This window comes from Streptomyces sp. NPDC096013, from assembly GCF_044763565.1.
GTDB lineage: Bacteria > Actinomycetota > Actinomycetes > Streptomycetales > Streptomycetaceae > Streptomyces.
Window position 1 is genome coordinate 219218 of the sequence record NZ_JBIWGK010000011.1, and the last position, 13345, is coordinate 232562.

8 protein-coding genes and 1 pseudogene are annotated in these 13345 nt (G+C 65.8%); 3 read left to right on the forward strand and 6 right to left on the reverse strand.

Annotation, left to right across the window (positions count from 1 at the left end; all coding sequences use genetic code 11):
• Positions 1–41: 41 nt before the first annotated feature.
• On the forward strand, positions 42–911 hold the full coding sequence (locus ACIRB1_RS32490) for a GNAT family N-acetyltransferase (RefSeq protein WP_403467898.1): 870 nt from the start codon (positions 42–44) through the stop codon (positions 909–911).
• Between the two features lie 3 nt (positions 912–914).
• On the opposite strand, the gene ACIRB1_RS32495 is transcribed toward ACIRB1_RS32490, so the two are convergent.
• The gene (locus ACIRB1_RS32495) at positions 915–2147 is read right to left on the reverse strand and encodes a hypothetical protein (RefSeq protein ID WP_403467899.1); all 1233 of its coding nucleotides are present in this window, start codon (positions 2145–2147) and stop codon (positions 915–917) included.
• Entirely contained in the window at positions 2144–4318 is a 2175-nt protein-coding gene (locus ACIRB1_RS32500; RefSeq protein ID WP_403467900.1) for an ATP-binding protein, read from the reverse strand. The genes ACIRB1_RS32495 and ACIRB1_RS32500 overlap by 4 nt, the downstream gene beginning before the upstream one ends.
• A 432-nt stretch (positions 4319–4750) precedes the next feature.
• Here ACIRB1_RS32500 and ACIRB1_RS32505 point away from each other — a divergent pair, with 432 nt between their 5' ends.
• Positions 4751–6736, forward strand: coding sequence for a DNA cytosine methyltransferase (locus tag ACIRB1_RS32505; protein WP_403467901.1), 1986 nt, complete (start codon positions 4751–4753; stop codon positions 6734–6736).
• Between the two features lie 94 nt (positions 6737–6830).
• Here ACIRB1_RS32505 and ACIRB1_RS32510 read toward each other — a convergent pair.
• Positions 6831–7199, reverse strand: a pseudogene (locus ACIRB1_RS32510) (very short patch repair endonuclease); the annotation flags it as partial.
• 56 nt (positions 7200–7255) lie between these two features.
• Between ACIRB1_RS32510 and ACIRB1_RS32515 the strand changes: the two are divergent.
• Positions 7256–7444, forward strand: a complete 189-nt coding sequence (locus tag ACIRB1_RS32515; RefSeq protein ID WP_098893778.1) for an AbrB/MazE/SpoVT family DNA-binding domain-containing protein — start codon at positions 7256–7258, stop codon at positions 7442–7444.
• 57 nt (positions 7445–7501) lie between these two features.
• Here ACIRB1_RS32515 and ACIRB1_RS32520 read toward each other — a convergent pair whose 3' ends face one another.
• The 3 genes from ACIRB1_RS32520 to ACIRB1_RS32530 are packed head-to-tail and all read right to left on the reverse strand — an operon-like array spanning position 7502 to position 13285.
• Complete coding sequence (locus ACIRB1_RS32520) at positions 7502–9511, reverse strand: AIPR family protein (RefSeq protein WP_403467902.1); 2010 nt, start codon at positions 9509–9511, stop codon at positions 7502–7504.
• On the reverse strand, positions 9504–10514 hold the full coding sequence (locus ACIRB1_RS32525) for a PD-(D/E)XK motif protein (RefSeq protein ID WP_403467903.1): 1011 nt from the start codon (positions 10512–10514) through the stop codon (positions 9504–9506). Before ACIRB1_RS32525 ends, ACIRB1_RS32520 begins: the two co-directional genes overlap by 8 nt.
• Positions 10511–13285 (reverse strand): Z1 domain-containing protein, encoded by a 2775-nt coding sequence (locus ACIRB1_RS32530; RefSeq protein WP_403467904.1) that lies wholly within the window; start codon positions 13283–13285, stop codon positions 10511–10513. Before ACIRB1_RS32530 ends, ACIRB1_RS32525 begins: the two co-directional genes overlap by 4 nt.
• Positions 13286–13345: the final 60 nt, after the last annotated feature.

Genomic DNA, 13345 nt, shown 5'->3' on the forward strand with positions numbered 1-13345 from the left:
ACGGGCCGGAGCCCCCTCACGTACAGCGCTAAGGTGCCCGCATGCTCTTCCGCTGGGACTGGCTCCGCCCCGTGCTCACCGCACCGGTCGTGCCCACCCTCGGCCCCGTCCACCCGCACGCCCTGACCGTGGACCTCTTCGAAGCCACTCTCGTCGCGGCCGCAACTGAGCGCCACTTCCTGCCGTACGACAAGGATCGCCGCTGGAGCACCGAGAAGCAGGAGGCCGTCCTCGCCGAGGACGTGGTGCACCACCCCGACCACACACTCATCCCCACTCTGCTTACCCGCGGCCAGGGAGCGGTGAAGGTCTTCGCCTACGGTCACCGGGGCGACATCCTGGACCAGGCCGCCGAACTCGCCGTCAAACTCGCTGCCGTCCATAGAGCAGGCACCGCCCGCGTCGTCCGGCCCCTGGGCCCGGAGACACCACGCCCCCGCGGTGTCCGCATCCAGCTCCAGGACTTTTCGGTGCGGCACTGTCCGGCATCTGACGGCCCGGTCCGCAGTTTGGACGACTGGCCCGCTCTGGTGCGCGGCACCTTCAGCGCCTTCGCCCAGATCATGGAAGCCGACGGCTTCGCTTTTCTCGACCGCCAGGTTCAGGCCGGATGCTGTGGGCCGATCCTCGCCGCCGTCATGGAGGAGTGCGTCATCGGCGCCATCGGCCCCATGGAGATCCGTTCCGACCCCACAGGAATCGCCCAACTCATGCCGCAGTACTTCGCCGTGCACCCCGAAGCACGCGGGCACGGACTCGGCCGGCACCTGTGGCGCGCCGCCATGCGCTGGGGAAAGGTGCACGGTGCGGCGTACCAGCTACTCCAGACCGAAGTCGGCGGCGCCTCGGACCGTCTGTGCCGCACTGAAGGGCTCACGACGCTGGGGTTCGTCCATACCCAGACGGTGTGACCTTCACATTGCCGTCCCAGGGGGCCGCAAGTCGCTGATCGGTATGGGCTCCGTACCGCGCGCGGCCGGCACGGACGGTTGCACGACCTGCCGCTTGTTGCCCTTGAGGCCGAGTTCCTCCTTCTGCCTCTCGAAGTCGATGTCCGGAGTTCCGATACGGCCCACAGCCCGACTGTGCCCCGTCAACATCGCCTCCGCGAAGGGGCTGTCGAGCGTGGCGACGCGGCGCAGGTCACGGACCTCGTGCAACGGAAGGGACGTGACGTCCTCGAAGTCCACCAGAAGGTCCGGCACGTCGAGGTACTTCGGAAGCACCCGGTAGCGGTTGTGATCGGTCCGGAAGAGATCGGAGACGCGCTGCTTGTTGCCGCCGTTGGCCTGCCAGTCGGCGACGGGCGGGGACGTGTGCAGCACATGGGCGCGTGCCAGTCGGACGAACTCGGCCTTGGCATGGCGCTTCTTGGCCATTTCAGCTGTGGGTGGGTCCTCATAGAGGTCGCATGCGGGCGTGAGGACGAGCCACCAGTCCCCGTCGGGCGACGACAGGATGTCGGCCGCGGTGACGTGATGGGTCACCGGTGGCTTGAGATAGACCCTCGCGGCGGAGGAGTGGCCCACGACGTTTCCGCCGTTGGCGGAGATCACGGAGTCGAGCTCGCGAACCGCGTTTTCCTTCAGCCATGCGGCCAGCTGGTTGATCAGCACAAGAGGGATCTCGTGCTGGTCCGACTCGGCCATCTCCTCCCAGTTCGGAGCGATGGTGTCTCGGAGGAAGGAACGCATGTAGCGGTCGGTGATCGCTCCGAGCTGGCGCGTGAGTGAAGGGACGCCGGACTGGAGAGCTGCTCGCACGGCCTCGACCAAGTCGGGCAGGCGGTTCTTGGTCACGACGTTCACGAGCGGTGGGCGCTTGAGGCTCTCCACCCGCTGCGGGAAGCCGGTGCAGAAGATCACCGGGATCCAGCACTTCTGGGAGACACGTTCGTACATGTCCCGTCCGCGTTCGTCCGCCTCGTCGTCGCCAAGCGCACCTCCGCCGTCCTTGACGTCCAGGATGGCGAGGTCGAACTGTTCACTCCCGAGTCGTCGTTCGGCTTCGGCGAAGTCGTCCTCGGTCTCGATGGTGACAGTGCCCAGATCTGTGAGCCTCCGCGTGAGCAGGCTCTGGAGACTCTCGGCGATGTCCGGTTCGTCATCGACGATGAGTACCCGGAACCCCGATTCTGACAAGGTCACCCAACTCTCCTTCGCAGCACTGCCTGGAAACACGCCCCCGGGAGGGGGCCCGACGGGAGCAGGGCGAGGCCACCGTCGTAGAAGTCCTTGACGACGCTTCCGGCGATGGTCAGCCCGAGGCCGATCCCGTCGGGTTTGGCGCTGAAATACGTGTCGAAGATGACGTCTCGTATATTTGCGCGAACCCCGGGGCCGCTGTCGCTGAAGGTGATCTCGACCTCTCCCTTCGGCGTCCGTCCGGTCTCGATGAGGATGGCCCGGTCATGGGATTCGGGAGTGGTGGAAAGCCAATAGATCGCGTTCCCAACGAGGTTGAGGACCAGCGTGTTCACGTCCCCGGGGGCGACGGTGACGGTGACGTCCTCACCACCGATCTCCAGGTTGATGCCCAGCTTGGCGAGGTCAGCCTCGTGCACCTCGACGGCTGCCCTGATCTCGTCGTGAAGGGAGATCGAGCGAGGTCGTCCGCGTCGGCGCCCACTGAGCGGCTGGATCCGAGTGAAGAGATGGTCCAGGGCTGCCTGCTGGGTGCTGAAACCCGTGTGGGCCTTGACCAGCTCCTCGGCCAGCTCAGCGTGTTCCCCACGCAGGTTCTCGATCAGCTCCTGCAGGTCCTCGAGAACGAAGGCGATTCGGGTGAGAGCGGCCCTTCCGTCATGGAGCACCACGTCCACGAGGGTGCCGAGGGTGGCCAGGCGCTGAAACTGCGAGAGGACCTCTTGGACCTTCCGGACGCCCTCGGTGATCGTTTCGGATGCGTCCTCGACAGCACGGCCAAGCACCACGTCGTCGGGGTGCCGCTGCTCGACGACCTGGCGCAGCGGGTCCAGGCTGAAGCCGGAGAAGAGTCCGTGTCCGGGTGTTCCGGGGGAGAGAAGCTTCTCGTCCGGCTGCTCGGGGCGGCGCAGCTTGTAACGCCAGCTCTCGAGGAGACTGACGGCCTGGAGTATCCGGGCCTTGAGCTCCTCGTACTCCGGGGAGTCGATGAGACCCTCACGGTGGGAACGGTCCTTGAGCCCTGGGTTACCGTCAGCCGAGATGTACACGAACCCGGCGACCTGGTTGTTGGAGAGGCGCAGGGTCGGGTTGTTCACACGACGGAGGTCGAAGCCGAGCCAGTCGAACCCGGACTCGCCGAAGGGCTGTACCCGGAAACCGTCCCGGTAGAGGGCCACGCCGCTGCTCCTGCGGATCAGCTGTCTGATCTCGGGAATGCTGCGTGCGCCCACGTCGATGTTGAGCAGCTGCCGGAGGGAGGTGCCTTCGAGGTCCCATGTGCGGATGTCGAGCGTCAGCGCACCGCAACTCGGTCTGGAGGAGACCCCGACGAGGCTCTCGTCGATGGTGGTCTTGGCGTCGCTGTGACTCGTGCGCAGCTGCAGGTGGGCCTGCCCGTCGGCGTCCACCGTGCCCATGAGGCGGTAGTGGGGATGCGCAAGGGCCTCGCTGGCGCCGACAAAGCCCGTGTGATGCTCCAGCTCGCCGGCAGGCATCTCGATGTACACCGAGAAGTCCGGCCGGTCCGGCACGTCCAGCTCGGAAGGCGGTGCCGGCGGCAGGAGCCTGCCCAGGGACTGCTTGAGCAGGGTGACGGACTCCTCGTCCCACTGTTGCCGGAGCCCTTCCAGCCGCACCAGGGTGCCGTGATGTCCGAGGTCGTCAGGCCGTCCTTCGTCGCGAAAGCCCTGCGTGACCGTGTCGAACAGCTGCTGCGCCGGGCTGTCCGTACCGAAGGCGCGTGGAGTTCCAGAGATCCAGTCGACCGGCACTTGGTCGAGGTAGGCGTCGTCGTCCTTCGTGAACCTTCCCCAGTCGACTCGTACGGTGACCTCCTGCTCGTCCCGTCGGCGAGTCGTCAGGGACGTCACCTGAGCGAGGCGGGCCGCGGAGAAGCGGCCGATGCCCTTGGCGCCGAGGACCCGTCGGCCAAGTCCTTCGCTCTGCGGGGACCGGTGGCGATGGGGCGTGGCGATCTCCAGCCAGGTGCCACGCACGGTCTCCGGCGACATGCCATGGCCGTCGTCCCACACCTCGATGGAACCGCTACCCGCCACGAGGGGCGTGTTGAACCGGATGACGACGAGGCTTGCGTCGGCGTCGTACGCGTTCTTCACCAGCTCGGTGAGCGCGACGCGCTCGTTACTGATCAGCTCCTCGCCCAGGGTGCTCATGAGACGAGCCCGAGGCCGGAGATAAGCCTTGGCGTTCTCGGAGTCCACCCGCGCCCCCGCTCCTGGTGACCTTCAGCTTGTTGCACCACGGATCGCGGTGAACTGGCGGAATTCTACAACTGGTTCACGTGTGGACCATGTGATGAAGGACGCTGGTGGCCGATAATGTTCGACGGTCTCCCGACGGTTCGAACGTGTCTTCTGCGCCCTGGTGTCGTTAGCCAAGCGGAGTGGTGCGTCACTCCTGACGAGTGAGCGGAATTCGGCGCTGGACTCCACTATGATCGATCATCTTGAGGCGTGGAACACTGGTTCGAGCCCGCTGCTGGCGGGGGTCGGTAAGCCGAGCTGGGAACTGGTCGGCGGCCCAGCCGTTCCCGATGCCCAAGGCGTCGGAATCCTTGCTTCCACCAGGAGGTCTGTGATCTCCTGGTGCTCATTCATGTCATGCGTACGGAGGGTTGTGCTGTGAAGGGGAGCGGCTACGGCGTACCTCTTGAACGCAGTGACTACCTTGAGCTTGCCCCACACAGCGACAGCTGCGAACCAGAGGGTTTCCAGGAGTGGCTGGAAGGCTTCGGTAAGGGCAAGCGGCTGGCCGTCGATCTCTTCTCCGGTGCCGGGGGTCTCAGTTTTGGGGTCGAGCGGGCGGGGTGGACCACTGCGGCGGCGGTGGACTTCGACGAACGCGCGCTGGAGACCCACCGGGCGAACTTTCCCGGGCTCAGCCTGCACATGGACCTCGGCGATCCCGATGAGCGGGACAGGCTCGTGGAGATCCTCAAGCCTGCCGACATCGATCTCGTGGCAGGAGGGCCGCCGTGCCAGCCCTTCAGCCGAGCGGGACGAAACAAGATCCGTGACCTGGTCAAGAACCACGGACGTGATCCGGAGGACCGTCGGAAGGAGCTCTGGAGCGCCTACCTTGACATCGTCAAGCGGATCCGGCCGCGTGTGGTCCTCATGGAGAACGTGCCCGACATGGGGCTGCACGACGACTTCTTCGTGATCCGGACGATCGAGGAGGAGCTGGAGGAGCTCGGGTACGCGACGCAGGTACGGCTTGTCGACGCGTGGAACTACGGCGTTCCGCAGCACCGGAAGCGGCTCATTCTTCTGGCGAGGAGGGATGTCGCCGACTTCAGCTGGCGCGAACGCGACCAGAAGCACACCACCCTGCGCGATGCGATCGGCGATCTCCCAGTGCTGGATGTAGTGCCCACGGAGCGGGTCGGCGAGCGTGAGATGTCCTACCGCAAGTCGCGTAACCTGCCGCCCTTCGCCGAGATGATGCGCGAGGACGCGCCTCGCGGACGCGTCTGGGATCACATGACGCGCAGGGTCCGGAAGGACGACCATCGGATCTTCGAGCTTATGGAGTCCGACACCAAGTACTCGGATCTGCACAAGCTGCTGAAGACCGATGAAGAGAAGACGTATCAGCGCTACAGCGCGGACAAGTACACGGACAAGTACAAGAAACTGGACTGGGGAGAGCTGAGCCGCACGATCACGGCTCACATCGCCAAGGACGGCTACTGGTACATCCACCCGGAGCAGCTGCGCACCCTCACCGTGCGGGAGGCCGCACGCGTCCAGACCTTCCCTGACAAGTTCCGGTTCGCAGGCACTCGGAGTGACGCGTTCCGGCAGATTGGCAACGCCGTTCCTCCTCTGCTGGGGGAAGCTGCTGCTGAGGTGCTCAGGCCAGCCGACGGTACCCCCGGTGGGGCTGAGGGACTTCAGCCTCACTGGCGGGAGGTCCGGAGTGCCCTCACGGAGTGGGCGGAGCGACGCCGCGACGGAGCGGACTGGTACCAGCTTCCGCGTGAGCGTGACGGAGAGCGGTTCTCTCTCCATGCAGCGGTCGTCGCCATACTTTCCGGGGCGAAGATCAAACCGGCCGCGATGGCTGAGCTCATGGACACCGTCCGGCGTTCCAAGACGCTGACGGCGACGTTGTTCCTGAAGCTGCTTGAGGCGGCGCCCACGGTGTCGGCCCGGTCCCGTCTCGACCGCCTGACCCCGCTGGTGGACAAGCCCTACGCCTGGCGTTGGGACAAGCGGCTCGACGTTCCCGAGAAGCTGGGTATGAAGCCGGCCGAGAGGTCCCTCTACCTTCTGCTGATCGGCGAGGATCTGATGCTCGTCGGACAGGCAACTCTGAGGGTCGCGGCGCGGATGAACGGCCAGGAGGCGGATCACCCGAACCGGCTCAGCGAGGGGCGCGTCAACCTTGTGAAGCTCGTCGGCGCAGGGAAGGACGCCCCTCTGCGGATGGGAGCGATCCGGCTCATAGGAGCCGACCTGTGCCGGGATGAGGGGCCGGTCTGCTCTGACTGTCCGCTGATCGCGTACTGCCCCCGCCGGAAGGCGCGTCCGGACGATCTGCTGACCCTGGCTGCCGTGCAGGAGTAGCCGACGGGCGACGCGGTGTCGTGGTGCCCCTGTTTGCGGACTTCGCCACTTTCTGCGCGGCTTCCATCGCGTCTCGACGGACCTCGCACTCCCAGATCCGGACCACGGTCCACCCGGCAGCTGTGGCCTGCTCGGTGTTCCGTCGATCCCGGGCCTTGTTGGCATTGATCTTGTCCCGCCAGAGGGAGGCGTTGGGGCCTCGGAACCTCTTGGGACCGTGATCAGGGCAGTCGTGCCAGAAGCAGCCGTCCACGAACACGGCGACGTGATGGCGGGGCAGTACGAAGTCGGCGGTGCAGCGAGGGGCCACCTGCTGCTGGAGACGGAACCTGAGTCCCAGGCGGTGTACCGCTTTCCTGAGAAGGATCTCCGGCCTGGTGTTCCGCGCACGGCGGCCGCGCAGGTGTTCTCCTTCGGCAGTGGGGACCCACTGCTGTCCCGGTCTGCTGTCACCTTCGGTCATGATCAGAACCCGAGCCTGTCGACGTGGTGGGTAAGGGAGGGTGCCACACTCTCCCCATGCTCCGGGAACCAGTCGAACTCAGCGTCGATGACCATGGCCGAGTCGAGTTGCCGCTCGGGCTGCTGGCGGAGGCCGGCCTCTCACCGGGCGCCAGGCTCGTCGCCTTCAGTGACGCGGACGGTCGCATCGTGCTGAGGCGGGCAGAGGACGCGATGAGGGATCTGATCGAGAAGGGGCACCTCTGACGCGCCGGACGGGTTCGCGGCTGATGTGCGAACCCGCTGGGGCTTCCTCTCGATCGCCTACGGGGCCGGGGTGAACCCCAGGCGTAGTGCCTCGGTCCGTGTGTGAAGTGCCTGCACGGCCTGCGCTTCGGGAACTTCCTCGCCGAGCTCGAGGCGTTTGCCCACGAAGTGAGCCAGCTGCCGCTGCCACGGCTCGAGGACGCGTGTCTCCTTGGCCCAGTCCTCGATCGCGTACCACTCGTCGGCAGGGAACTGAGCAGCCTCCTCGCCCGCTCCCGTCTCGTCGCCGGTACCGCCCGCGAGCGCGGTCTCGTCCAGCGGTTGGTCGAGCAGCTCCGACGAGAGAGCGCGCGGGACGGTCCAGGGCACCCCCGACACGGCGTCCCAGCAGGCGACCTTCTTGGCCCACTCACCGACGTGATTTCCCGCCAGAGGTGCGGTCACCGCCCGCATGACCCTGGGACAGAGGTCATGGACCGCTGACTCCAGAACCGGAGACAGCGACTGCTCCCGCCAGATCCGGTCGAGGTCGATCCGACGGTCGGTCGCCAGGGAGAGACGTGCCACGGTGTATGTGGTGATCATGCTCTTGTGGCTGCCGGCACCGTGGATCGCAGCGATGCGGTCCACGGCCTTGAACAGGATGGCCATGCCGATCACTCGTTGGCAGTACTGGAGGTCCACGCGCGGTGGTGCCTCCTCGACGCGCAACATGAACTCTACGAAGTTCTTCTGAGCACCCCGGCTGACCAAGTGGGGCAGCCGATGCCACGAGTGGACGTACTTGGCCAGGTCTGCTTTCGTGAACTTTCTCTTTGCCGGGTTCAGCTTCTTGAACTGCCGCTGCCGGGCGGGAGTCCGAGCCTTCGCTAAGGCGTCCGTGTACTGGCCGCGGGCCCGCTCGTAGAACCAGTGAGTCTCCTGGCTACTGCCGTCCGTCGCGGGCGCCCACAGGGAGCGGGTGATCCGCTGGATCTCCACGTGGTACTCGTGGTTCGAGCTGAAGTCGACCTGGGTCACCCTGTTCTGGGTGTTGGAGTACTCCGAGATCTTCGGAACGATCTCCGCGAGCCGGTCGGGAGCGACCTCCGTCAGCTTCATCTGGACCCGCACCTCGGACAGGTCGGCCTTGTCGCGCGTGAGTGTGTGGTGGAGCGAGGCTGTGGTCTGTCCTCCGTTCACGATCTGGAGACCGTGCACCCCGGAGATGTGGGTGGGCACTCCGTCCGGCCCTCTCACGAAGTCGACCTGCGACGCCGTAGCTGTGATCCCGTTGTTGTAGGCCAGGAACCGGCCGGGCGCGTGGAGCAGAGTCTCCCGGATGCCCCGGTTGACCGCGCCCCGAGTCTGGAGGAAGGAACGCACGTTCAGTTCCAGGAGCCGGGTGTCGTACTCCGCGTACAGCTCAGCGAGCATCTGCCCGGGTATGACGGCCAGGACCACCGAGTGGTCCTCCTCCGAGCTGGGAGCCGAGACACAGGGGAGGGGCGGGGAGAAGGGAACCACGATGGGCTCGCCAAGAGCACCCGACGTGGCGTGGCGGTGCAGTCGCGCGAGGTCCCACACCTCGTGGGTCACCGGCAGGCCGTCGAGGTCCGAGGCCGGCACCTCGGTGAAGGTGGCGACCCGGTTGCTCAGCAGGAAGAGCCTGATCCGCTGGACCTCGGTGAGTGCCTTCTCGACCGCCGCGCACATGTCGTACACGTCGAAGGACTCGTCGATGTGCTGCTGCAGTCCATCCCGGCACCGCACGGCGAACGTCAGGAGGCGCCTGAAGCACGTCTCCGTCTGCCCCTTGGTGAGTTTGGTATCCAGCGGAGTGAGCTGGAAGTCAGTCACGAACAGGTCCAGGGACTCGCCCGACTCACCGATGCCGTAGCCGTGCACTTCGTGACCATGTGCCTTGTGGAAGGCGGTGAAGGTGTTGGACACCACGCCTGCCTGCTCCAAGTCCTCGAAGACGCGCCGTGTGAACGTCTCCGGGGTGGTCGTCCCCTCGGCGTCGGCCGTCGCCTGGACGTCGGCCACCAGGCTTCTGGAGAACTCCGTGAGTTCGAGCTCAGCCATTTGATCCCCCGATCAGTTCCTTCACTTCGTCGACTTCGGCGCGGTACGCCCCCAGCGCCGACACATCCAGGTGGTACGAGCAGTCGCCGACCCCGTCGGGGAGGTCGGACTCGACCAGCCTCGGGAACTCGTCCCGCACGTGCCAGAACCTCAGGTCGCGAAGGGTGTAACGGGGTTCGTCGTACAGGTCTTGGTGCCCGGGCAGGTACCCAGCCTGGATCAGCAGGCCGTCGAACCGGGCACGCGCTGTGGGGTCGGTGAGCTGCTGACGCACGTGTTCCACCCGTCGGTTCAGGCTCTCGCCCGTGCCACCGCGCCGCTCGTCGAGCTGGACGAGGGTGAGCAGCAGTGCGGACGTGCCGGTTCCGTCGAGCTGTCGCTCGCTGGCGATCCGGATGCTCCGGGGGCGCTTCGCCGTGCTGGCCTTCGTCTCTATGGCCACGTCGGGGAGCTCGAAGTCCTGGTTGGTTCCCGTGGGGCCGGTCCACGCCTCGACGGCCTCGGGCTGGGACAGCTCGGCGAACAGGACGTCGCCCAGCATCAACAGCTCTCCGTAGAGGCCACGACGTGCCTCGACGCTCAGCCCGTCCCTGCTGACTGCACGGAGGAGGTCCTGCCACCTGCCGAACCGTTCCACGGCTGCGGACAGGGCCTCGGTGGCGTCAGGGGCAGCCTTTGCGACATCGGCGACGTCAGCGACGAGCGGGTTGAACACCTCGCTGAGGTCGTTGGCGGTCAGGATCACCTGGAGTTCGTATTCAAGGCGCGACACGGCACTCAGGTTCATCTCGATCCCGGCAGCCCTGGGCAGACGCCCGACGGAGCGCACGATCGGGTCCGCGGAGCGCGCATCAGCCCGAAGGACCAGCATGCGTTGCCGAGCGGGGTGGGAGACGGCGAGGAAGATGTCGAGCTGCGACTCCGGGTGCAAGCGGAGGCTGGACCGCCCTGGGACACCCTGCGGGCTCTCCAGCTTGTGCCACTCGTCCTCGGTGACGGTCACGCGTCGTCCTCCTCCTCGTCGATCGTGTAGATGTCCTCCTGGAACCAGACGGAGTTGGCGACGTACTCGGTCTTGGTCTGGTAGTCGGAGTGCGGGAAGCTCAGCTGGAAACCGACGAGGGGCGCCTTCGTACCTGCCTTGTCGGCGTCAGGGACCGCGAGGGGATAGATCAGCAGCAGTCCCTGGTCGGTGCGGCGCTGCCGCCGGATGTGAGGACCGGCCGGCGTCTTCGGCACAGACTGCTTGTCCTGGAGTTCCGCTGCCCGTGCTGCAGCCCTGTTCGCTGCCTTCAGTTGGTTGTCGTCGAGGCCGATCAGCTCGTCCGGCGGGCTGAGCACGCGCCGGATCGTGTACCGCCCCTCGTTCCTGAAGCGCTCGTTGAGAGCCTTGCGCTTCACCAGACCGACGGTGTGATCTCCGATCTTCTCCGGCTTCGTCGACGTCGTGCTGCCGACCAAGACGACCGTCCAGTTGCCGAGTTCGTCGACCTTTGCGCACTGCTCGATGTACTTGGCGATGAGCCGAGGACGTACACGCTGCGCCATGCGGTCGGCCTCGTAGGAGTTCAGGAACTCGGTCACCGCGTCAGCGGGCACGCTGTCCCATCGGACGTTGCCGTTCTCGATGGGCTGGGTAGCGTCGCTGCTCTCCTTTGCACGGCGGACAAGGGTTTCAAGTGCCCCGAAGTTGTGCTCAACGGCTTTGTCGGCGAGCTTGAAGATCACGGTCTCCGGCCCTTCACCGGAGTAGCTGAGCAGGATCTTCGTGCCCTGACGCATCTTGTTCGCCGCAGTCACGGTGAGACCCAGCGATGACGCCCGGACCTTCAGGCCGAACTCCGTCGGGGTGAGCCCGCGTGTGGCCATCTCCTCCACCTCCCGGCGTAGCTCGTCCGTGGCGGCGGTGACCTCCACGTACGCGTCCTCAAGGGCAGAGGTGGTGTACAGGCGGCACAGGTCCTCGTAACGGGGGCGGTAGCCGAACCACCGGCCCATCTGCAGGAGGGTGTCGTACGTCTTCGAGGTCCGCAGGTAGTAGCTGACCGTCAGTCCTTCGAGCGTGAGGCCGCGGGAGAGCTTCTGCCCGCCGATGGCGATCACGGAGAGCCCGTTCCTCCGGTTCTCGTAGTAGTCGAGGGCGTCCTTCGAGGTGCCGTTGACGGTCTTGACCTGGATCTTCCTGAGGGCGGGCAGGAGCTGCTCCGAGACCTGCTCCCAGGTCAGACGCTCGGCCTGGTCAGGAGTGAAACAGTCCGTGGTCGGCTCGAAGTCCCTTTCCCAGAGGGCCCGGAACTCCGCCCGCAGCTCGGGTGCCTTCCCGTACCGGTCCCGGATCATGTCGACGGCGAGTCGCAGATGGTCGTCGACCTGGTCGCGGACGAGGGTCTGAACCGAGGTGAAGCGGGTGACGTGTACCAACATCGAGTTGTGGACCTTCGTCTGTCCGCGGGCACGTCGAGCCGCACAGGAGAGCACGAACGAGAAGATCGCCTCGCGCAGAGACCCAGGGAGGGTGTTCGCTGGAACGTCGCTGGCCTTGTGCTTGGCAGGCAGCCAGGCATCTGCGTCGCTCACGTGCCGGACGAGAGGCAGGGGCTCCACATCGGCCTCGTCCTCGTCGTCCACCCGGAGCCCGAAGACCCTCTCAGGACCGAGGTAGTTCGTGGGCGAGGGAAGGCTGCGGATGAAGCTGGCGGGGAACAGGTCCTCGCCAGCTTCGGTGTGCTCGGCATCGGGGTCGATGTAGATGTTGGCAAAGGGAGTTGCCGTGTAACCGACGTAAGCGGACTTGTCGAAGCTCTTCATGAGCTTGCGGATCGCCGCGTTCGTCTTGGTCGGGTCCGCCTCGGGATCGCGAACCGTGTTGATCGAGGCGTTGTCGGCCTCGTCGTCGATGACGAACAGGGGAAGATCTTTGACGATCTTCTCGCCGTTCTCGTCCTCGGTCCCGTGGACGTCCAGCACCCACTTCCGGACGTACTCAAGGATCTTGTAGTGCTTCTTGACCACAAGGACGACGGGGAAACTGCCCAGGGGGAAATTGATCGCCTTGGCCGTGGCGAGCCCGAAGTCACCCTTTTCGCCGCTGTTGGTCGGTGAGGCGATCTTCAGCTTCTTGGCCAGTGGCATCTTGCCCACGCCTATGGCCCGGGAACGTCCGTCCTCGTCCGAGCGGCTCTGGTTCTGGGTGTCGAAACCCAGGAGTCCCTCGTCGATCCGGAGCTGCGTCTGGCTGCGAAGGTCGTTGTGGATACCTGCGAGAACCACGACGAACCGGTAGCCGGCGTCGACCGCCTTGGCGGCTAGGCCGATGTACTGGCCCGTCTTCCCGGACTGCACCTGACCGATCACAAGGCCCTTACGACGCCAGGGGCCGGACCGTCGAGGATCCTCCAGCTGGCTCAGCACGTCGTCCGAGGTCTGGTCCAGGCGACGCACCACCCACGGCGGCAGGCTCACCACGTCCTCGAGATACCTGCGGTACCGCTCCCAGAACTCCCAGTCGCGGTCGATCTTCGCCTCTGGAAGCCACGGCTCGTGTCCCTTGGCATCCGTGAGCGCGAGAGATCGCTCCTGGAAGACCGCAGTCATCGCCTCGATCTCCTTGACCAGCAGCTCACGGTCGAGGTCTTCGCCCTGCCCGGCCAGCAGACCGAAGATGGCGTTGACCGCGGTCTGGACCTCTTCCGCCTTCGGCTGCCGATCCTGTGGCAGGAAGCCGAGAACAAGACGCTTGGCCTTGGCCATCGAGTCGTCGGAAACGTCACTCACAGGAGACCTCCAGCTGGACACGGTCGGTTTGCGTGGAGCCTAGAGGTGACCACTGACGAG

Bases quoted from the DNA above. Each gene is read 5' to 3' on its own strand.
- ACIRB1_RS32490 (WP_403467898.1), top strand. From the start codon at position 42: ATGCTCTTCCGCTGGGACTGGCTCCGCCCCGTGCTCACCGCACCGGTC.
- ACIRB1_RS32500 (WP_403467900.1), bottom strand. From the start codon at position 4,318: ATGAGCACCCTGGGCGAGGAGCTGATCAGTAACGAGCGCGTCGCGCTC.
- ACIRB1_RS32515 (WP_098893778.1), top strand. From the start codon at position 7,256: ATGCTCCGGGAACCAGTCGAACTCAGCGTCGATGACCATGGCCGAGTC.
- ACIRB1_RS32520 (WP_403467902.1), bottom strand. From the start codon at position 9,511: ATGGCTGAGCTCGAACTCACGGAGTTCTCCAGAAGCCTGGTGGCCGAC.